Source organism: Kitasatospora sp. NPDC096140 (assembly GCF_040303045.1).
Lineage (GTDB): Bacteria > Actinomycetota > Actinomycetes > Streptomycetales > Streptomycetaceae > Kitasatospora.
Genome location: NZ_JBEOUW010000019.1, coordinates 122,297 through 141,534, shown reverse-complemented (window position 1 = coordinate 141,534; position 19,238 = coordinate 122,297). Strand labels below are relative to the sequence as shown.

Here is a 19,238-nt window from a genome sequence, read left to right as displayed (position 1 = left end):
GAGTTGGGCGGACGTGTGAGAGGAGGAATCGCGGGAGCGGGTTCAGCCCCAGAGGCTGATGCGCGTGGTGAGCTGGTCGACGGGCACCTGGCGCGCCGGGGCGCCTGGCTCGAACAGCGGCCTGACCAGAGCCCGGCCGTTCTCGACGCCGACGATCTCGACCAGGCCGCCGGTGGTGAGGTCCTTCCGGATCGGGTTGTTGTCGATCCGATCCATGAGTTCCGTGTGCGTGCGGCGACGATTGGGCGTGGTCGGCTGTGCGGAACCGGCAGCGGGCATGGAAGGCTCCCGTGACTCGCGGATCGTTTCGGTGAGCCACCAAGCTACGGGGGATTCGGGGCTATTCCTGCACGATTTCCTGTTCCCGAAAGAACTCGTCGCGGATTCCCTCGATCAGTGCGCGCATGTCATCCCCGTGCAGCGCCGCATCATCAAATCTGGAGAATGTCGAAAGATAAAGGCCGACATCCCTGGGGTCGCGAGTTGTGATCTCCGAATGAAACGTTTCCACAATGACCAGGCGGTCGTCATGCATGCTGAAGCATGTCATCGGGAAGTCCGGCATCGGCCGCGACAAGGGAAGCACCCCGATGGTCACATTGGGAAGTCTGGACAACGAGATCAAGCGATCCAGCTGCGTCGCCATGACAGCGGCAGGGCAGATCCGCCACCGCAACACGTGTTCGCAGATGACGAAATGAAACTCGCGGTGGCGGTCGTACAGGACTGCCTGGCGCTCCAAACGGGCTGAGATGGTCCTCGCCTTGGACTCGGCAGGCAGCTCCGGAGGCAAGGAGAACACGGCCGAGACGTACTCGGCGGTTTGAAGCAGGCCGGGGATCAGTTGCCCTTGGAACAGCCGGAGGAGGGATGTCCGGGCTTCGATGGCCCTGATGGCGTGCTGGTGCTTCCAGTGGCCAGTGCGGCGGAGTTCCCGCCAGGCCGTCTCCTCGGTGGCTGCTCCGCGGGCTGCTTCCAGGAACTCGGCCTTGGCCTCATCCGATATGCCGAGTGCGGTCAGGATGAGGTCCACGTCCTGCACGCTGGGCAGGGTCTTGCCGTTCTCGATCTTCGAGAGCTTGGCCGGAGACATGGAAGCCCTGCGGGCTACGGTCTCGGCCGTCTTGTCCGAGGCGATCCGTAACGCCCGCAGGGCTTTGCCCAAGTCGCTGTGCCGTTCGCCGCTCAAGCCGCCCTGTACTCCCCGAAGGGCATGGCGTTCGCTTGGGCGATGTCCCGGTACTGCTGGTACTCCGGGAGTCGGTCGGCGGGCAGGAGTTCGGCTCCGATGAACTGGCCGGACTCGGTGTAGTGCATCCGGTAGACCTTGGCGTCGTCGAACAGCCAGAAGTCGTGGTCGGGCAGTCCGACCACCTGCTGACGGGCCGTGTCGATGATGCCGATCGACTCGCCGGCCTTGATGTTGCCGGGGTATGCCGCCAACTCGTACCGGAGGTAATCCGAGAGGGGTGACCGGAGGACGTGCACCCGAGCCACCTGCTTGCCCAGGTCGGTCATGGAACGAACCCACGGGTTGTCGGAGCAGTCGGGCGGCAACCCCTTGCCAGCGAGGAAGGCCTCGAACTCCTCCCGTTCTTCGTCCACGTCGTAGACGGCAAGTGTTTCGAGTCGGAAGGCCGTTCGCTCGAACGTCTCGAAGAGGCGGCCGAAGTCTTCACCCTTGAGCACGGAAGTATCCCTCCAGGACCGCAGCGGGGATCACGACAGCGGACTCACCGTCAGGCAGGCTCAGCTCCGCCAGGTGGTGAGGATCAGTGATCGTGTATCCCTGGACCACGAAGTCCCCGTTCTCGGTGCCCCACAGCGTGGGGCAGTTCCCGTTCTTGCAGGACCCGTCCCCAGCCAGCCAACGCAGCATCGTGTGCCTCCAGTTGCCCGTGGTTCCTGTCATGGCCAATGCTCCCGACCCGTTGGGCGGAGGGTCAAGGATGCGATCTTTCCAAGACGGGAAAGTAGTTCCTCACCGGTTGCCGTACCGCTCCCACCAGTCGGCGAACGGCTCTGCATGGAGTAGGGCGGTGTCTCGGCGGTGCATCCACCGGTCGGCGTCGAGCTCGTGCTCTGCCCCGAGGAACCCGCCTTCGTCGTCGTACGCCATCGAGAATGTTGTCGACTCATCGAACATCCAGAAGTCGGGTACCCCTTCGAGGGGATTCGGCTTCTCAGTGATGTCGAGGATGAAGAACTCCTCACCGGCGGTGGCGTTCGTTCGGTATCCCCAGCCCAGTTCGAACTGGAGATACGGGGTGAGGGGCCGAGCCAGGACGTGGACGCGGTACATCCGGCGGCCGGCCTCGGTGTTTCGCCGGACCTTCGCCAGCCATGCGGCGTTGTAACCGGCAGGCTGAGGCTCCCCGGCCAAGAACGCTCGGTAGGCATCGACGTTGCCGGACTTGCCGTAGTCGGCCAGTGTTTCGAGTCGGAAGGCCGTTTGTTCGAACGTCTCGAAGAGGCGGCTGAAGTCTTGACCCTTGAGCACGGAAGTGATCCTCCAGAGGGGGTGACTCGTCGGTTCCAAGGCTTTCCCGCCTGGCGCTTCGGGGTCAAGGACGCGATCTTTCGAGAGCGGGAAAGGGGGTTCGGCCGCCCCGCCCCGGCGTGAATGCCGGGGCGGGGCGGGGGAGTTCAGGGGCGGTCGGTGGTGATGGTGATCGGGTGGGCGGTCCAGTCGGTCATGTCGCCGACGTAGAGGGTGATGCTCCAGCTGCCGTCCTGGTCGAGGCGGCGGGCGACCCCTTCGCCGCCGCCCGGGCCGATGCAGATCCGGATGAGGTCCCGGTGGGCCTCGCGGATCGGCAGGTTGCGGACGCGCTCCCACATGACGGGGAGGGCGTGGTCGAGGCTGGGAAACACCGTGGGCAGCATGATGCCCGAGATCTCGGCCCGGACGGTGCTCACGCGGCGGCCTCGGCGGGGGCGGACACGTGGCACCAGACGAACTTCCCGATGCCGCCGGCGCGCGGGGAACAGCCCCACTGGGTGGCCAACTCGTGCACGAGGAGCAGGCCTCGGCCGCTCTCGTCGGCGGTGGTGGTGTCGCGGAGGGACGGCTTCTCGCTGTCGGCGTCGTGCACCTCGATACGGAGGGTGTCGTCGTCGGAGGAGAGGTGGAAGCGGATGAAGATCAGGCGCCCACGCGGCGTGCGGGCGTGCTGGACGGCGTTGGTGACCAGCTCGCTGACCAGCAACTCACCGGTGGGGAGCAGGGGTTTGCCCGAGGGGTGGGGCAGGAGGAAGTCCCGCAGCTCCTGACGGGCGGCGCGGGGGGACTTGTGGTGCCGGGGCAGCCAGCAGGTCTGCTCGGCGGGGGCGGGGGAGACGGTTTCAGGCATGGCGGGGCCACCTCTGGAGTGTGCGGGTGACAGCAGCTGAAGAAGGCATGGGAATGCCCGGGTGAAGCCCGCCATGATCACTTTGTGTCTTCTAGCGGACTACGTTGAGTAGCATGCTCTTGGGAGCTTCCATGGTGCAAGTCCCTACTTTGGAAGTGATCAAAGATTGTTGTCAGCTGACAGAGAGGGGCAGACTGGCAGATCACGGAAGTGAGGAGGTCGCGACATTGCCCGTGAACCGGAACCCGACAGTTCGGCAGCGCCGTCTGGCTCGAACTCTCAAGGAGCTGCGGACGGATGCGAACCTGACGATCGCTCACTCGGCCCGGCATCTTGAGTGCGCCGAGAGCAAGATCAGCCGAATCGAGGCCGCACAGTCAGGGATTCGGCTGGTGGATCTCCGGCTGCTGCTCGACCTGTACGGGGTGAGAGACCCGGCAACGCGGAGCCGGCTGGAGGCACTGTCGCGTGAAGGCCGCTTGCGCGGATGGTGGGACCGGTACTCGGACACGCTGTCGCCGCTGTATGCCGACTTCATTGCGCTGGAGTCCGACGCGTCGGACATGTACAGCATCCAGACCTTCCTGGTGCCGGGGCTGCTCCAAACCGAGGACTACACGCGTGCGGTGGTCCGCGCTCAGATAGAGGATGCGACGTCGGAGCAGGTCGAGAGGCTCACGAAGGTTCGCCAGGAACGGCGAGCGGTGCTGATGCGTGAGGCGCCGCTCCGCATGTGGGTCGTCCTTTCCGAGTCCGTGCTGAAGCATCGGATCGGTGGCCGGGCGGTCATGCGGGACCAGCTCGAATCCCTGGTGGCGAGCGCGGAGCAGCCGAACATCAACATCCAGGTCTTGCCGGAGGAATCAGACGTCCACGCTGCACTGTTCGGTCCTGTCGCCATCTTGAGCTTCCCAGAGGCGACGGAGACGGACGTGGTGTACGTCGACAGCCTTCTCAGCACGCTCTACATCGAGGAACCGGAGGAAGTGTTCAAATACACCGACCTGTTCCGCCGTGCCCTGGCTGAGTCGCTGCCGCGCACCGAATCGATCGAACTCATCGAGCGCGCAAAGGACAAGATCTAGAAATGGTGAGCATGTTCCTGCCGTCAGCTTCGGCCGCCGGACTTGAGTGGCGCAAGTCCTCCTACTCAGGCGCCCAGAGCGACTGTGTCGAGATGGCGGTAGTCACGGCGGTTCCTGGGCTTGAGTGGCACAAGAGCACGTACAGCGGGCAAGGCGGGAACTGCGTTGAGACGCAGGTCAGGCTGGCGACAATGGCTGTCCGGGACTCCAAGGATCCTGGCGGGCCGGCTCTGCTCTTCCCGGCGGATGCCTGGTCTTCCTTCCTCGCCGGGGTCAAGTCCGGCGAGTTTCCGACCAACTAATCCAACAGTGCTGCCCCGCACGGCTGTGGCCGTGCGGGGCAGCATCCTGCTCTCAGCTGAAATTGTCGACCCAGAAGAACACGGTCCTCAGGACCGCTCCCGGAGCACCTGCACCGAAGGCGAGGACCATGGACTGGGCGACCGCCACATCCGTGGGGTCGATGCCCTGGGACCAGGTGATCCGGGCGCTCAGGCCGGGAATCGTGCTTCCTGGCGCATACGCCCGGTACGAGCCGCGGGCATCCGCTATGCGCACCCCGTTGCGGCGCAGCTCCGCCCGGCGGAGGCTGGTGGCCCGCAGCTCGTAGGTGCGGTCGCCCACCACGGCCGTGCGGGTGCGCGACTTCCGCCTGATCGGCACGTTCTGGCCGTTGACGTTCATGGCGCCGTGCTCGCGGTCGGGCACCACCGTGACGGTGGGCATCCCCACCCCCTGCACCCGGGCCACGACGGACGGCCAGCGGTCATGACTGACCTGGATCGGCTCGAACGGGCCGTTGATCACACGCTGTTGGAGCTTGGACATTCCTGGCTATCCCCCGAACACCGAGAACCGACAGCGGAGCTGCCGTGACGGCAGCTCCGCTGTTCGCTGAACGTTGTTGTCGACTTAGAAGTCGTCGTCGAAGGAGACCGAACCCTCGACCGCGACCTGGTACGCCGACACGCGCCGCTCGAAGAAGTTGGTCAGCTCCTGGACGTTCTGCAGCTCCATGAAGCCGAACGGGTTGGTCGACCCGTACCGGATCGGCAGACCCAGACGCGCCAGGCGCTGGTCGGCCACCGCCTGCAGGTACTCCCGCATCGAGGCGGTGTTCATGCCCGGCAGGCCCTCACCGCACAGGTCCTGGGCGAACTGGAGCTCGGCCTCGACGGCCTCCTCCAGCATCTCCGTGACCTGCTTGGCCATCTCGTCGTCGAAGAGGTCGGGCTCCTCCTCGCGGACGGTGTCCACCACCGAGAACGCGAAGTCCATGTGCATGGACTCGTCGCGGAACACCCAGTTGGTACCCGTCGCCAGGCCGTGCAGCAGGCCGCGCGACCGGAACCAGTACACGTACGCGAACGCGCCGTAGAAGAACAGGCCCTCGACGCACGCCGCGAAGCAGATCAGGTTGAGCAGGAACGCCCGCCTGTCCTCCTTCGTCTGCAGCGAGTCGATGTGGTCGACCGCGTTCATGTACTTGAAGCAGAACTGCGCCTTCTGGTGGATGGAGGGGATGTTCTCCACCGCGGCGAAGGCCGCGTTGCGGTCCTCCGGGTCCGGAAGGTAGGTGTCCAGCAGCGTCAGGTAGAACTGGACGTGCACGGCCTCCTCGAACAGCTGGCGCGACAGGTACAGGCGCGCCTCCGGGGAGTTGATGTGCTTGTAGAGGCTCAGCACCACGTTGTTCGCGACGATCGAGTCACCGGTCGCGAAGAAGGCGACCAGCCGGCCGATCATGTGCCGCTCGCCGTCGCTCAGCTTGGCGAGGTCGGCGACGTCGGAGTGCAGGTCCACCTCCTCCACGGTCCAGGTGTTCTTGATCGCGTCCCGGTACCGGTCGTAGAACGACGGGTAGCGCATCGGGCGCAGGGTCAGCTCGAAGCCGGGGTCGAGCAGCATCTTGCGGTCGTCGGGGGTGCTCACTGGCAGGCCTCGCAGGACTCGGGGTTCTCCAGGGAGCAGGCGATGGCGTCCTGCTCGGCCTGGGTCATGGTGGGGGCGGGGACCGGCACGGCGCTGCGGGCGGCACCGGAGGCGGCCTGGGCGATGCGGGTCGCGGGGCGCGAGCGCAGGTAGTAGGTGGTCTTCAGACCGACCTTCCACGCGTAGGCGTACATCGAGCTGAGCTTGCCGATGGTCGGCGCCGCCATGAACAGGTTCAGCGACTGGCTCTGGTCCAGGTACGGCATGCGGGCCGCGGCCAGGTCGATCAGCGCGCGCTGCGGCAGCTCCCAGGCCGTCCGGTAGAGCGAACGGACCTCGGCCGGCAGCCAGTTCAGCTCCTGGACGGAGCCGTTGGCGTCGCGCAGCGAGTCGCGGGTCTGCTGGTCCCAGACGCCGAGCTCCTTGAGCTCGCGCACCAGGTACGGGTTGACCTGGAGGAACTCGCCGCTGAGCGTCTCGCGCTTGAACAGGTTGGACACCTGCGGCTCGATGCACTCGTACACGCCGGCGATGGACGCGATGGTCGCGGTCGGCGCGATGGCCAGCAGCAGCGAGTTGCGCAGGCCGGTCTCGGCGATCCGGGCGCGCAGCGCGGTCCAGCGGTCGGCCCACTGCGGGGCGGCCGTCGGGAAGTGGTCGATGTGCAGCTCGCCGCGGGCGGCGCGGGTCTCGCCGTACGCCTCGTGGCGGCCCAGCTGCTCGGCCAGGTCGGCGGAGCGCTCGTACGCGGTGAGCATGATGCGCTCGGCGATGAGCGTGGACAGCCGCGCGGCCTGCGCGGAGTCGAAGTCGATCCGCAGCTTGAAGAAGACGTCCTGGAGGCCCATCACGCCGAGGCCGACCGGGCGCCAGCGGGAGTTGGACGTCCCGGCCTCGGTGGTCGGGTAGAAGTTGATGTCCACCACGCGGTCGAGGAAGGTGACGGCGGTGCGGACGGTGGCGTCGAGGCGCTCCCAGTCCATCGCGCCGAGCAGGTCGTCCGCGGAGGCGCCGACGGCCACGTGCGCACCGAGGTTGACCGAACCCAGGTTGCAGACGGCGGTCTCGGAGTCGTCCGTGACCTCCAGGATCTCGGTGCACAGGTTGGAGGAGTGCACCGTGCGGCCCGGCAGCGCGGTCTGGTTGGCGGCGCGGTTGGAGGCGTCCTTGAAGGTCATCCAGCCGTTGCCGGTCTGCGCCAGGGTGCGCATCATGCGGGCGTAGAGGGTCTGCGCCGGGATGGTGCGGACGGCCTTGCCGGCCTGCTCGGCCTTGCGGTAGGCCTCGTCGAACTCCTCGCCCCACAGGTCGACCAGCTCGGGAACGTCGGCCGGGGAGAACAGCGACCAGTCCGCGTTGGCGTTGACCCGGCGCATGAACTCGTCCGGGATCCAGTGCGCCAGGTTGAGGTTGTGGGTGCGGCGGGCTTCCTCGCCGGTGTTGTCGCGGAGCTCCAGGAACTCCTCGATGTCGGCGTGCCAGGTCTCCAGGTAGACGCACGCGGCGCCCTTGCGGCGGCCGCCCTGGTTGACGGCGGCGACCGAGGAGTCGAGGGTGCGCAGGAACGGCACGATGCCGTTGGACTTGCCGTTGGTGCCGCGGATCAGGCTGCCGCGCGAGCGGATGCGCGAGTAGGACAGGCCGATGCCGCCGGCGTGCTTGGACAGGCGGGCGATCTGCGCGTAGCGGTTGTAGATCGAGTCCAGGTTGTCCAGCGGGGAGTCGAGCAGGTAGCAGCTCGACATCTGCGGGTGGCGGGTGCCGGAGTTGAAGAGCGTCGGCGAGGAGGTGAGGTACTCCAGGCGGCTCATCAGGCCGTACAGCTCGGCCACCTCGCGCACCGACTGCTCGTTGTCGCCGACCGCCAGGCCACAGGCGACGCGGAGCAGGAAGTGCTGCGGGGTCTCGACCACCTTGCGGGTGATCGGGTGGCGCAGCAGGTAACGGGACTGCACGGTGCGCAGGCCGAAGTACTCGAAGCGGTCGTCGCCCGCGGCGTCGATCAGGGCGTTCAGCGCGGCGGCGTGCTTGGCGACGAAGTCCGCGGTGGTGTCGCCGATCAGGCCCTCGGCGTGGCCGACGGCGATCGAGGCGGAGAAGGACGTGGAGCCCTGGCTGTTCGCCTCGTCGACGATCTCCAGCGCGAGCAGGCGGGCGGCGAGCTTCGAGTACTGCGGGTCCTCGGCGATCATCGACGCGGCGGCGTCCACGGCCAGCCCGCGCAGCTCGGCGAAGTCCGAGCCGGCGTGGCGGCCGCGCAGCGCAGCGGCGGCGACATGGCCGGGGTCGACCTCGGGGAGGTCGACACTGCGGTCGGTGAGCAGCCGCAGCAGGGCGCCGCCGGGGTCGGAGACCTTCGGGTCGATGAAGGCGGTACCGGAGCCCTGGGCGGGCAGGGTGGCTGAGGCAGCGGTGGTCAAGGCGCTCTCTCCTGGCGGCGATCGGCGGCGGTGATCGGAGCCTCGGGCCGGTCGGGGCAGGGGAGCACGGCACGAACGCAAACGGCGTCGCGCGACGGTGTCTCCCCGGCCCGCCCGCGAGGCCCGGAGGGGTGGTGCTTGGTGCTGGCGCGGCCTCTGCGGGAGGGCCGTGGCGCACGCCGCCGGCAGGTACTCGGACTCGCGGGGACAGCTGCTCCAGCCGCCCGCACACCGCTGCGGGGCAGTCCCGGATTCGCACCGGGTTCCCCTGCATCGACAGCAGAAGCGAGCATACATGTAGTGCCGCTGCTCTGCGGCGGCACCATATGTTGTGCCTGTCGTGTCGCCCGCGTGGGCGGGCCCGTCGGCCGGTCAGTGCTTGAGATAGACCTTGTACGTGCTCGAATCGCCGGTCGGCGAAGTGAATTGCGCCACCAGTCGGTACTGCCCGCCGGCCGCCAGCGCGGCGCTCAGGGCGCGGTCGGTGGCGCGCGGCGCGGTGCTGTCGAGGACGACCATCGTGAACCAGCCGTCGCGGATCGCGGCGACGCTCCCGTCGTCCCCGTGGTGCTGCACGCCGGCCGCGTCGCGGTACTCCGTGCCGGTGCGCGCGGAGACCCACTGCTCGGGCTTGCTGACCGCGCCGAGGTAGTACTCGGCGAGTCCGTCGACCTCGGTGAGGTAGCGCCCCTGGGGCACCGCGTGGGACCGCAGGACGGCCAGCAGGCGGCCGGAGTCGGGTCCGTTCTGGTACCGCAGGGCGGACTGCTCCAGGCCGAGGGCGAGCAGCGCGACCCAGACCAGGATGCCGAGCTGGGGGTGGCGGAAGTGGGCGCCCACCAGCCGGGTCAGGCCGACCCCGGCGAGCGGGGCGGCCAGCAGCATGCCGTAGGCGAGGTGGCGGAACAGTGCCCCGGAGGTGCCGGTCCACACGTGCGCGGCCGGGACGAGCAGGGCGGTGGCGGTCAGCACGGTGCCGAGCAGGGCGCGGTGGCCGCGCGAGGTGGGAACGGCCTCCTTCTCGGGCGCGTCGTGCTCGTTCATCTGCTCGCGGCGCGCGTACGCGATCGTGCCGGCCACCGCGAGGACGGTGAACAGGCCGCTCCACTGGACGGTGGAGAGCAGGACGGCGCGGGCCGAGCCGGGGGCGTTGCCGTGCGAGGGCGACCACCCGGCGAGCTCGCCCAGCGTGCCGTACGGCAGCAGCAGGACGACGGTGCCGGCGGCCAGCAGCAGGGCGCGCAGGGCGGCCGGGCCGAGGCGGCGGTGCGGACGGGCGGTGGCCAGCGCGAGGCCGACCAGGGCGGGCACGGCGAAGGCCGCGGAGTACGCGACGGCGCAGGCGAGCGCGGCGGCCGGGGCGGCGGTCAGGACCAGCGCCGGATGTCGCCGTGAGGTGAACACCGTGGCCCAGGCCGCGAGGGCGACCAGCAGCACGGCGAGGGACTCGGGGGCGGCGTAGAAGCCGACCACGACGGTGGACTGCAGGACGGCGTAGACGGCTATCGCGCAGATCGCGACCCGCTCGTTGAACAGCCGCCGGGTCAGCGAGTACAGCAGCACGGTGGTGGCCAGCGCGAAGCCGAGGCTGAGCAGCCGGGTGCCCCAGATGCCGTTGGCGTCGGCGGCCGCGCCCGCCAGCGGCGGGTAGAGCCAGGGCGAGCCGTTGATCCGGTCGACCAGGTCGGTGGTGACCGGGGTGCCGTGCATCAGATGGGCGAGCTGCTGGCGGCCGGCGACCATCGCGGCGGCCTCGTCGGGGTGCGCGGCGGCGAGCAGGCGCAGCGAGAGCGCGGCCTGGACGGCCAGGACGGCGCCGAGCAGGCCGCGGGCGATCCAGCGGCGGCGCGGGCTGGTGCCCGGGTCCCAGCCGATCGTGGGGACCTGCGGGATGGTGTACGGGGCCAGCTCGATGCCGTCGGGGTTGGCCTCGGCGGTCGCGGTCGCGGTCGCGGTCGCCGTGGCCGTGGCCGCCCTGGCCGGTGCTGCGGTCGGCGTGGCGGTGTCCGTGCGGGGCCCGGGGACGGTCGGCTCCGACCCCGCGGCCCGGCGACGGGCGGCGCGGCCGGTCGCGGAGCCGGCGGGCACGGTGCGCTCGGGCGCGGTGCCGCTCTGCCGGCTGCCGTCGGGCGCGCTGCCGTCGGGCGCGGGCCCGTCGGGCACGGCGCCGCCGGGCGGTGCGTCGCCCTTCGGCGCGCGGCGGCGCGGGATGGGGGCGAACGGGTTGAAGTCGGAGTCAGTGCTCATCGGGGGTTCCGGATGTCGAAGCCGTAGCGGGGGTCGGACACGCGCTGCTTGAAGGCGGCGAGGGTGTCCGGGACCGCCTCGACCCGCCAGTCCGCCCGCTTGACGATGTTGAACCAGACGAAGCCGACGATGTCGTCGTGCGCTTCCAGCCCGGAGAACAGCTGGTCGATGTCGGCGCGTTGGCGCTTGCCCTGCTCGGAGGCGGTCTCGCTGATGAAGAAGGGCTTCTTGGAGAAGGTGCGGATCTCGGCCATGGTCGGCCCGTACAGGGTCTCGAAGGTCTTCGGCCCGCTCTTGGTGAAGTAGCCGGTCATGCCGGCCCAGTCGACGTAGGTGTCGCCGGGGTAGTACGGCGCCAGGCGGGTGTTGGGCGCGGGGTCGGTGATGTTGGGGCTCCACACCCAGATCACGTTGGTCGCGCCGGCCTGGTCGAAGATGTCGTGGACGTGGCGCCAGGCGCCGACGAAGTCCGCCGGGCTGGAGGCCTGGCGGCCCCACGGGTACCAGTCGCCGTTCATCTCGTGGGCGATGCTGACGGCGATCGGCAGGTTGAGCTTGGCGACGGCCTTGGCGACGCCGCGCACGTAGTCGTCGGTGTCCCCGGCCGCGATCGAGGCGAGCGAGTGGTCGTACGGCTCCCAGGCCATGTACGGCAGCGCCCCGGCCTCGTAGATCCGCCGCACGCCGGCGGTGTCGAAGCCGCCCTTCCAGTGGGCGTAGTACTCCAGGACGTTGGGCTGCTTGCCGATCGTGGCGCTGTAGGGGCCCAGCGCGTCCATCGAGGCGGGGACATCGGGCAGGGCGGCGCCGAGGTACTTGAGACCGGGCTTGAGCAGCGGCGTGACGTCGTACGGGACGCCGGCCGGCAGGGCCTTGGGCGTGGCGGCCCCGGTGGGGGCGGTGGCGGCACCGGCCGCGGCCGCGGTGCCGCCGGCCGCCTGGCCCGGGGCGGTGGTGGTGACCGCGGCGGGCGGGGCGAAGCCCTTCTGCATCGCGAAGCCCGGGTCCTCCGGGCCGCAGGCGGTGAGGAGCAGCAGGCCGGCCGTCAGCACCGGGAGCGCCAGCCGGCGACGGAGCCGACCGGCCCGTCGGGGGTGTGCGGTCATGGCGATCACACTGCTTCCGTGGGGCGCGGCTGGACGAGGACCCGGCCCACGATGGTGGCGTAGAACAGGCCGGAGGCGAGGACGAGGGCGAAGTTCAGCGGGCCCATGGTGAGCATCCGCCAGATGCTCAGGAACACCCAGAGCAGGGCCGTCCCGCCGCCCCAGGCGATGACGGCGATCCAGAAGCGGCGGGTCTTGTTCTTCTTGGCGCCGCTGGAGCCGGTCGGCTGCCAGGCCATCCGGTTGCGGCGCACGATGTCCCAGATGGCGAAGACGTGCGCCCAGCCGTACATCATGCGGGCGGCCCAGGCCTCCAGCCGGTAGGGGTTGCGGTGCCAGAGCGGGAAGACGACCGTCGCGTAGAGCAGTCCGGGCAGCACCAGCGCGGTGTTCTGCCAGCGGATCAGGTCGGGCCGGGCGAGCAGCAGGACGATCGGGATGAGCGGCGAGACGACGGTGAACAGCGCGGTGTGGATGTAGTAGAAGAACCCGGAGAGGTAGCAGGCGCGGGTGACCGGCCGGAGCTTGGTGGTCCAGAACTTCTTGCTGCCGAGCAGGCTCATCGAGCCGGTGCACCAGCGGTACTGCTGGTTGAAGAAGCCGCCGACGTTGTCCGGGCAGACACCGGTGGCGAGCGCCACGGGTATGTACTGCAGGTCCCAGCCGAGGCGGCGCAGGTCGAAGCCGGTGTGCACGTCCTCGGAGTGGCCGATCAGCGTGGTGCCGCCGTTCTCCTCCAGCGCGGCGCGCCGGTAGACCGCGCAGCTGCCGACGCAGATGGCGCCGTCGTTGCGCTGCCGGGAGACCTGCACCGTCCGGTAGAACAGCTCCTGGACGGCGCCCGCGCCGCGCTCGATCCAGTTCTGCGAGTCCAGGATGCGGAAGAACTGCGGGGACTGGACGATGCCGAGGCGGGGGTCGGCCTCCATGTAGGGGAGCATCTCGTTCAGCAGGTCCGGCCGGGGCGCGAAGTCGGCGTCCAGGATGAGGATGTAGTCGCTGTCGGAGTTGCGGAAGCCGAACTGCAGGTTGCCGGCCTTCTTGAACCAGCCGAGCTTGTTCCGGGTGCCGTAGACGAACCCGAAGTCGACGGCCATCTGTGCGAGTTGCGGGCTGTTGCTGTCGTCGAGGACGTACGGGGTGACCTCGCCCGGGTAGTGGTCGCGCAGCCGGGCGACGTGCGTCCAGGTGTTGTGCAGCACCTCGATCGGCTCGCCGGCGACGGGCAGGAAGACGTCGACGGTCGGATGGCGCTCCGGCTGCCAGGACTTGACCAGGGCGCGGTGCGCGGCCACGTCGAAGGTCTGGTTGAAGCCGTGCACCCACCGGGAGATCAGGTAGTAGGCGATGGTGAAGGCGAGCGGCGGGACGAACACGAAGAACCACGGCGTCGCGCTGAGCAGACCGATCTCGCTGGCCACCATGCAGCCGAAGCTGATGACGGAGAAGCAGGTCAGCACCCAGAGGTTGGTGCGCGCGTACAGGTACTTCTCGGTGTTGTCCGGGGGTTGGGGGAGCAGGCCCCACTGGTTGCGGGCGGCCGGGTCCCGTCGGCTCCGGCGTCGTGAGACGGGCGTTTGACCGCTGCCCGCGAGTCGCGTGCCCTCGGTGACAGTCACGTGCTCTACTCCCCCGAAGCCGTGTTGAGTCTGAACCTTCCCCGCACGGCGGCCGTTGTCGGTCGGTGCGCGGGGGGACGCCAGGATCGTACGGGACCGGTTGCTGTGAGTTCTCTCCCCCCTCTTCGGTCGGCGACCCGGAACCGATATCGAGCTCCGATCGTGATGTGAACGGAAGTGCGGGTGGAGCGCTTGTGTACGGTGTCCGCCCAGCGGGTGAGGACGGTTCGGGGAAGAGTGATGATCATCGAGGACGGCTCGGCCAGACGCGTGGCGCGGGGTCTGCGGGCGGCGGCCGCGTTCGGCGCGGTCGCGGCGCTGCTGGCCGGGTGCAGCGGCGAGGTCGGGGCGGTGGAACAGCCGCCGGCCGTCACCGCGACGACCGCGGCAGCCGGGTCCGGCCTCTGCTCGACCGTGCAGGAGCCCTTCCCCAAGCTGGCGATGGACGGCGGGTCGAAGGTCCTCGAACCGAACCCGTGGAACACCGCGGGCACGGTCTGCGTGGACCCGGTCGGGGACAGCGGGTTCACGGTGGGCCAGATCCGCGACTTCGTCCCGAAGAACCCGCTCGCCCCGGGCGCCTACCCCAACGTCTCCACCGCCCCGGGCGCGAGCGGACTGCCCGTACCGGTCAGCGCGTTGGGCGACGCGACCGCCGACTGGGACGCCAACGGCCGGGTCAGCGGCTCCTTCAACCTCTCCTTCGACCTCTGGTACGGCTCCACCCCGGACAACTGCCTGCCGGGGGAGAGCGCCGAGCTGATGGTCTGGCTGGACGCCACCGACAGCGTGCGCCCGGCCGGCGACAAGGTCGCGGACTCCCAGCAGTTCGGGGACGCGAGCTACCACGTCTACCAGGCGCCGATCACCGGCCCGCACAGCGTCATCAGCTACGTGCGCACGGCGCCGACCCACACCACCCGCGGCCTCAACCTGCGGCTGTTCACCGCCGACGCGATGGCCCGCGGGTACGTCCCCAAGGGCTCCTACCTGTGCCGGGTGCAGGCGGGCTTCGAGGTGTGGAGCGGCGGCACCGGCCTGCGCAGCGAGTCCTTCGCCTTCCACAACCGGGTCGGCCTGCCGGCCGGGGAGGTCCCGGCGGGGGCGCCCGGGATCTGCCTGCGGCACGGCGGCGGCGGGCTCGCGGGCACCCCGGTGACCGTCGGGACCTGCGGCGATCCGGGCGTCTCGACCGGCTGGACGGTGGGCAACGACGGTTCGCTGCGCGGCGGAGCGGCCTGCCTGGCGCCGACCGCCGACCGCGCGTCCGTGACGCTGGCCGAGTGCACCGGCGGCTCCGCGCAGCGCTGGGTGGCCGCCCCCGGGCAGCGACTGCGGCACCCGGACTCGGGTCTGTGCCTGGGCACCGCGGGCGGTGCGCTCGCGGACGGCACGCCGGTGCTCCTGAGGTCGTGCGCGGACACCGTCTCGCAGCGCTGGAAGCTGCCGTACAACGGGGTTGCGTGACGGGGCGCCGCGCGACCGGGGACGGAACGGCACTGACGTTCCGTCCGCGCACCCCCCATGGGCGTGTCGGGGCGGATGCCCTAGCATTCCGGCCATGAGCGATCGACCGGTACCGAGTGGCGAGCCGGGCCAGCCGCCCACGCCACCGCAGCAGGCACCGGCCGGGGGGGCCGCTCCGGCCACCGGTGTGCCACCGCAGTCTCCGAGCGGTGCCTTCGGCCCCGCGTCCGGCTACGGGCCGCCGCCCGGTGCGCCTGCGCAGCAGCCCCAGCAGGTGACGCCCCATCCGTTCCCGCAGCCGGTGCCGCCGGTGCCGCAGCCGGGCGGCGGGCCGGCCCCGGTGGTGCCCGGTCCGGTGCAGCCGGGTCCGGTGGCGCCGCCGCAGGCGCAGCCGCCCGTCCAGCAGCCGCCCCTGCCGCAGCCGCCCGTCCAGCAGCAGCCCCAGGCCGTCCCGCAGCCCGTCCAGCAGCCGCCCGCGCCGCAGCCCGGCCCGCAGGCGTTCCCGTCGGCCGCGCAGCCGGCGCAGCCCACGCAGCCCGCGACGCAGTGGCAGCAGCAGGGCGGCTTCCCGCCGCCGGCCGGCTCCTCCGGCACGCCGGACTGGGAGGCGCTGGCCGAGCGGAACGAGCAGGCCGCCAAGCGCGGCCGCCGGCTCAAGCTGGTCGGCGTGCTGACCGCGGTGGTCGTGGTGGCGGCGGCCGGTGGCGGCGGGTTCTGGTACTACCAGCACTCCAAGGACACCAAGAAGACCACGCAGAACACCACCTCGGCGAGCCCGACGGCCCCGGTCTCGACCGGCCCGTCGACCCCGTCGAGCGCCCCGCCGGTCAAGGGCATCGACAGCCCGCCGACCGTCGGCAGCCTGCCCGCCAAGACGGGCCAGGTGCCGCTGAACCTCGGCGCCGACGCCAAGCAGGGGACGATGGCCGGGTTCTCCGGACAGGTCCTCAGGCTGCCCAGCGGGCCGGACTCCTTCGCCTCGACGTCCACCTCGATCGTCGACGTGAACAAGAGCTTCACGGTCTCCGCCCGGGTGCTGGTCGACCTGCCCAACGGCAACCGCAGCGCGGTCAGCCAGGGCGACGGCCAGTACTACTCGTACTCGCTGGGCCGGGCCAACAACAACGGGCACGACCAGTGGTACTTCAAGGTCCAGGTGCCGGGCGGCGGTTCGGCGATCGCCTGGTCCAAGGGCGACGCGACGGTCAACCAGTGGGTGCTGCTGACCGGGGTGTACGACGACCCGACGGGCCAGCTCACCCTGTACGTCAACGGCGCTCCGCAGTCCTCGGCCAAGTCGGCCGGGGTGCAGCCGAGCGGCACCAACTCCCTGCAGGTGGGGCGGCTGAGCTCCAACTCGCAGTGGGCCGACCCCTGGCACGGCGCGGTCGCCGACATCCAGCTCTGGAGCCAGGTGCTGCCGGAGGCCGACATCGTCAAGATCGTCGCCGGTCCGAGCTCGCCGCCGTCCGTCCCACCGGTGGGGGCCTGGCTCAGCGGCTGAGCCCGCCCGGGGCCGCCCGGCCTCCCGATCGTCCGGCCGCCGCGCCCCGGCAGTGGGGGGCGGCGGCCGAAGCGCGCCCCGGGGCGCGCGCCCGCCGGCGCGCGTCCGGATGCGAAAGCCCAGATGAGGAGCAGTACTGATGAGCGCGGACGGCCGCTGGATCCGGCCCGAGTCCACCCGCAAGCCCGTCCTGGGCGGGGCCAGGCAGGGCGGGGTGGCCCTCGGCGAGCGCGACCGCGCGGCCGCCGCGCCGGCGCAGCCGTCCCCGGCCGACCGGCGCCGCCGCAAGTCCGGCCCGCCCCGGGTGCCGCACCCGGCCCGGCCGGCGCTGCGGGCCGACTGGCTGCCGCTGCTGGCCGTGCTGCTCGTCCAGGGCGCGCTCTCGTACCACCTGATCCTCAGCAACACCGCCTTCATCGACGAGGGCACCTACATCTACGCCGGCTACCAGGAGATCGCGCACCTGCGGCACGGCACCCCGGTGTCGACGTACGAGACCTTCTTCTCCGGCTCCCCGCTGATCTACCCGGTCGTGGTGGCCGCCGCGGACTTCGCCGGCGGGCTGAACGGCGCCCGGCTGCTGAGCCTGGTGTTCATGCTCTCCGCCACCGTGGCCGTCCACCTGGCGACCCGGCGGCTGCACGGCTCGCTCGCGGCCTTCTGCGCGGCGGCGGCCTTCGTGGCGCTCGGCCCCACCCAGTTCCTGGGCGGCCTGGCCACCTACGACGCGATGGCGCTGGCGATCCTCGCCTGGGCCGGGTACTTCGCGGTGCGGCTGACCACCGGCGGCGGGTACCCGAGCCTGGTCGCCTCCGGTCTGCTGCTGGCGCTGGCCGGCGCCACCAAGTACGCCGCGCTGCTGTGGGTCCCGGTGGTGGCGGGCATCGCGGTGCTGGCCGGGCCGCGCGGGTCGCTGCGCTCCCGGGAGGCCTGGCGGCGCGGGCTGCTGGTCCTGCTCACCTTCGTGGTGGCGGTCGGGGCGGCGGCCGCGGCGGCCGGCGAGCGCTACGTCAACGGCTTCAACCACACCACGCTCAAGCGCGCCCCCGGCCACGACTCGTACTCCTACGTGGCCTCGGAGGCCGCCCGCTGGGTCGGCCCGCTGCTGGTGGTGGCGCTGATCGGCGTGGTGGTGCAGCTGGTGCGGGCGCGCCGGCGCGGCGGCGCGGCCTGGCCCGAGTTCTGGCTGGCCGTCCTGCTGCTGCTGGCCGGGCTGATGGCGCCGGTGAACCAGGTCCGCATCCACACCTGGCTGTCGCTGCAGAAGCACGTCGACTTCGGGGCCTGGTTCTCCTGCGTCGTGGTGGGCCTGGTGCTGGCCCGCACGGTGCTGTGGCTGAAGGGCCGCCTGCACCTGGTGGCCGGGGTCGCGGCCGCCGTGCTGGTGGTCGGCCCGCTGGCCTGGGTGGGCGCCGCCCAGGGCCGGGAGATGTACGGCGAGTGGTCGAACTCGAAGGGGTTCGTCGCCGCGCTGGAGCCGTACATCGTCAAGGGCGAGGACAAGTACCTGGTCGAGAACTACAACGTCCCGGCGTACTACCTGCGCAAGCAGAGCAACTGGCAGCAGTGGCACGACCTGGTGGCGGTCTTCCGCCGCGACCCGGCCACCGGCGAGATGCAGAACGGCGTGCCCGCGATCCAGGCCGGCATCCAGGCGCACGAGTGGAAGGTCGTGGTCCTGGACTTCACCCAGACCGGGGCCACCGACAAGGCGATCCAGCCGACGCTGAAGGCCGCCGGGTACCGGGTGGTCACCGTCGTGAAGAGCGGCCCGCACGGCCAGTACACCGTCTACGTGGCGCCCGGCTACGACAAGCAGCCGTGACCGGCGCCGCGCGGGCGTGACCGGCGCTCAGAACGCCAGGGTGTAGACCATCAGGTCCATCCCCGGGTACGGCGCCCAGTCGCGCTCGGGGGTGCGTCGGAAGCCGACCCGCTCGTAGACGCGGTGGGCGGCGGTCATCTCCGGGCGGGTGGAGAACGCCATGCCGGCCAGACCGAGTTCGCGGGTGCGGGCGAGGGAGGCGCGCACCAGCGCCTCGCCGACGCCCCGGCCGCGGGCGGCGGCGTCGGTGGCGAGCATCCGGATCTCGCCCTCGCGCTCGGTGGCGATGTCCGCCCACTCGGTGCCGCCGACCGCGAAGGTCACGCAGCCGAGGACCCGTCCCTCGGCCGGGTCGACCGCGACCAGGAGCTCGGCCTCCCGGGCCCGGCGCTCGGCGTCGCGCAGGAGCTCGACGTAGCTGCTCCCGGGCGAGGTGAAGCCGCCGTCGACGAAGGCCTCGACGGTGATGCGGCCGGCGTCTTCGAGGTCCTCCGGAAGGGCCGGGCGGATGAGGTAGTCCATGCGGCCAGTGTGCCGGAGCCGGCCGGGGTGCGACGCTCCGGGGTCGAACGGGCCGCCCCGGCCGGGGTGCAACGCTCCGGGGTCGAACGGGCCGCCTCGGCCGGGGCGCAGGCCGGGGCGGACGGGTGCGGCGGGTGCGGCGGGATGGTGGGCGCGGT

The 19,238-nt window shown here is 70.7% G+C and carries 18 protein-coding genes and 1 riboswitch; of the genes, 5 read left to right on the top strand and 13 right to left on the bottom strand.

Annotated elements, in window-relative coordinates:
- Nucleotides 1-42: 42 nt before the first annotated feature.
- From ABT048_RS21330 to ABT048_RS21305, 6 genes are all read right to left on the bottom strand, one after another.
- Nucleotides 43-216: a hypothetical protein gene (locus tag ABT048_RS21330; RefSeq protein WP_350523002.1), complete on the bottom strand. Its 174-nt coding sequence runs from the start codon at nucleotides 214-216 to the stop codon at nucleotides 43-45.
- 124 nt (nucleotides 217-340) lie between these two features.
- On the bottom strand, nucleotides 341-1,189 hold the full coding sequence (locus ABT048_RS21325) for a helix-turn-helix domain-containing protein (protein ID WP_350523001.1): 849 nt from the start codon (nucleotides 1,187-1,189) through the stop codon (nucleotides 341-343).
- A complete protein-coding gene (locus ABT048_RS21320; protein ID WP_350523000.1) occupies nucleotides 1,186-1,689 on the bottom strand; it encodes a DUF6879 family protein in 504 nt (167 codons plus the stop codon). The genes ABT048_RS21325 and ABT048_RS21320 overlap by 4 nt, the downstream gene beginning before the upstream one ends.
- A 292-nt stretch (nucleotides 1,690-1,981) precedes the next feature.
- Nucleotides 1,982-2,500 (bottom strand): DUF6879 family protein, encoded by a 519-nt coding sequence (locus ABT048_RS21315; protein WP_350522999.1) that lies wholly within the window; start codon nucleotides 2,498-2,500, stop codon nucleotides 1,982-1,984.
- A gap of 146 nt (nucleotides 2,501-2,646) precedes the next feature.
- Nucleotides 2,647-2,919, bottom strand: a complete 273-nt coding sequence (locus ABT048_RS21310; RefSeq protein WP_350522998.1) for a hypothetical protein — start codon at nucleotides 2,917-2,919, stop codon at nucleotides 2,647-2,649.
- Nucleotides 2,916-3,353, bottom strand: a complete 438-nt coding sequence (locus tag ABT048_RS21305) for an ATP-binding protein (RefSeq protein ID WP_350522997.1) — start codon at nucleotides 3,351-3,353, stop codon at nucleotides 2,916-2,918. The genes ABT048_RS21310 and ABT048_RS21305 overlap by 4 nt, the downstream gene beginning before the upstream one ends.
- A 233-nt stretch (nucleotides 3,354-3,586) precedes the next feature.
- Between ABT048_RS21305 and ABT048_RS21300 the strand changes: the two genes are divergently transcribed.
- Entirely contained in the window at nucleotides 3,587-4,438 is an 852-nt protein-coding gene (locus tag ABT048_RS21300; protein WP_350522996.1) for a helix-turn-helix domain-containing protein, read from the top strand.
- A gap of 2 nt (nucleotides 4,439-4,440) precedes the next feature.
- Complete coding sequence (locus ABT048_RS21295; protein ID WP_350522995.1) at nucleotides 4,441-4,740, top strand: DUF397 domain-containing protein; 300 nt, start codon at nucleotides 4,441-4,443, stop codon at nucleotides 4,738-4,740.
- A gap of 52 nt (nucleotides 4,741-4,792) precedes the next feature.
- Here ABT048_RS21295 and ABT048_RS21290 read toward each other — a convergent pair whose 3' ends face one another.
- The 6 genes from ABT048_RS21290 to ABT048_RS21265 all read right to left on the bottom strand — a co-directional run bounded on the left by ABT048_RS21290 (nucleotide 4,793) and on the right by ABT048_RS21265 (nucleotide 13,567).
- On the bottom strand, nucleotides 4,793-5,266 hold the full coding sequence (locus ABT048_RS21290; protein WP_350522994.1) for a hypothetical protein: 474 nt from the start codon (nucleotides 5,264-5,266) through the stop codon (nucleotides 4,793-4,795).
- 84 nt (nucleotides 5,267-5,350) lie between these two features.
- On the bottom strand, nucleotides 5,351-6,346 hold the full coding sequence (locus ABT048_RS21285) for a ribonucleotide-diphosphate reductase subunit beta (protein ID WP_350523035.1): 996 nt from the start codon (nucleotides 6,344-6,346) through the stop codon (nucleotides 5,351-5,353).
- A gap of 20 nt (nucleotides 6,347-6,366) precedes the next feature.
- On the bottom strand, nucleotides 6,367-8,766 hold the full coding sequence (locus ABT048_RS21280) for a ribonucleoside-diphosphate reductase subunit alpha (RefSeq protein ID WP_402800947.1): 2,400 nt from the start codon (nucleotides 8,764-8,766) through the stop codon (nucleotides 6,367-6,369).
- A gap of 191 nt (nucleotides 8,767-8,957) precedes the next feature.
- Nucleotides 8,958-9,089, bottom strand: a riboswitch (cobalamin riboswitch).
- Nucleotides 9,090-9,162: 73 nt separating this feature from the next.
- Nucleotides 9,163-11,037 (bottom strand): glycosyltransferase family 39 protein, encoded by a 1,875-nt coding sequence (locus tag ABT048_RS21275; RefSeq protein WP_350522993.1) that lies wholly within the window; start codon nucleotides 11,035-11,037, stop codon nucleotides 9,163-9,165.
- Nucleotides 11,034-12,143 carry a glycoside hydrolase family 26 protein gene (locus ABT048_RS21270; RefSeq protein WP_350522992.1) on the bottom strand — a complete coding sequence of 370 codons (1,110 nt, stop codon included), beginning with the start codon at nucleotides 12,141-12,143 and terminating at the stop codon, nucleotides 11,034-11,036. Before ABT048_RS21270 ends, ABT048_RS21275 begins: the two co-directional genes overlap by 4 nt.
- Nucleotides 12,144-12,148: 5 nt before the next feature.
- A complete protein-coding gene (locus tag ABT048_RS21265; RefSeq protein ID WP_350523033.1) occupies nucleotides 12,149-13,567 on the bottom strand; it encodes a glycosyltransferase family 2 protein in 1,419 nt (472 codons plus the stop codon).
- Between the two features lie 435 nt (nucleotides 13,568-14,002).
- Between ABT048_RS21265 and ABT048_RS21260 the strand changes: the two genes are divergently transcribed.
- The 3 genes from ABT048_RS21260 to ABT048_RS21250 all read left to right on the top strand — a co-directional run bounded on the left by ABT048_RS21260 (nucleotide 14,003) and on the right by ABT048_RS21250 (nucleotide 18,558).
- A complete protein-coding gene (locus ABT048_RS21260) occupies nucleotides 14,003-15,229 on the top strand; it encodes a ricin-type beta-trefoil lectin domain protein (RefSeq protein WP_350522991.1) in 1,227 nt (408 codons plus the stop codon).
- A 94-nt stretch (nucleotides 15,230-15,323) separates the two neighbouring features.
- On the top strand, nucleotides 15,324-16,733 hold the full coding sequence (locus tag ABT048_RS21255) for a LamG domain-containing protein (protein ID WP_350522990.1): 1,410 nt from the start codon (nucleotides 15,324-15,326) through the stop codon (nucleotides 16,731-16,733).
- A 139-nt stretch (nucleotides 16,734-16,872) separates the two neighbouring features.
- Nucleotides 16,873-18,558: an ArnT family glycosyltransferase gene (locus tag ABT048_RS21250; RefSeq protein ID WP_350522989.1), complete on the top strand. Its 1,686-nt coding sequence runs from the start codon at nucleotides 16,873-16,875 to the stop codon at nucleotides 18,556-18,558.
- 27 nt (nucleotides 18,559-18,585) lie between these two features.
- On the opposite strand, the gene ABT048_RS21245 is transcribed toward ABT048_RS21250, so the two are convergent.
- Nucleotides 18,586-19,080: a GNAT family N-acetyltransferase gene (locus ABT048_RS21245; RefSeq protein WP_350522988.1), complete on the bottom strand. Its 495-nt coding sequence runs from the start codon at nucleotides 19,078-19,080 to the stop codon at nucleotides 18,586-18,588.
- Between the last annotated feature and the right edge of the window lie 158 nt (nucleotides 19,081-19,238).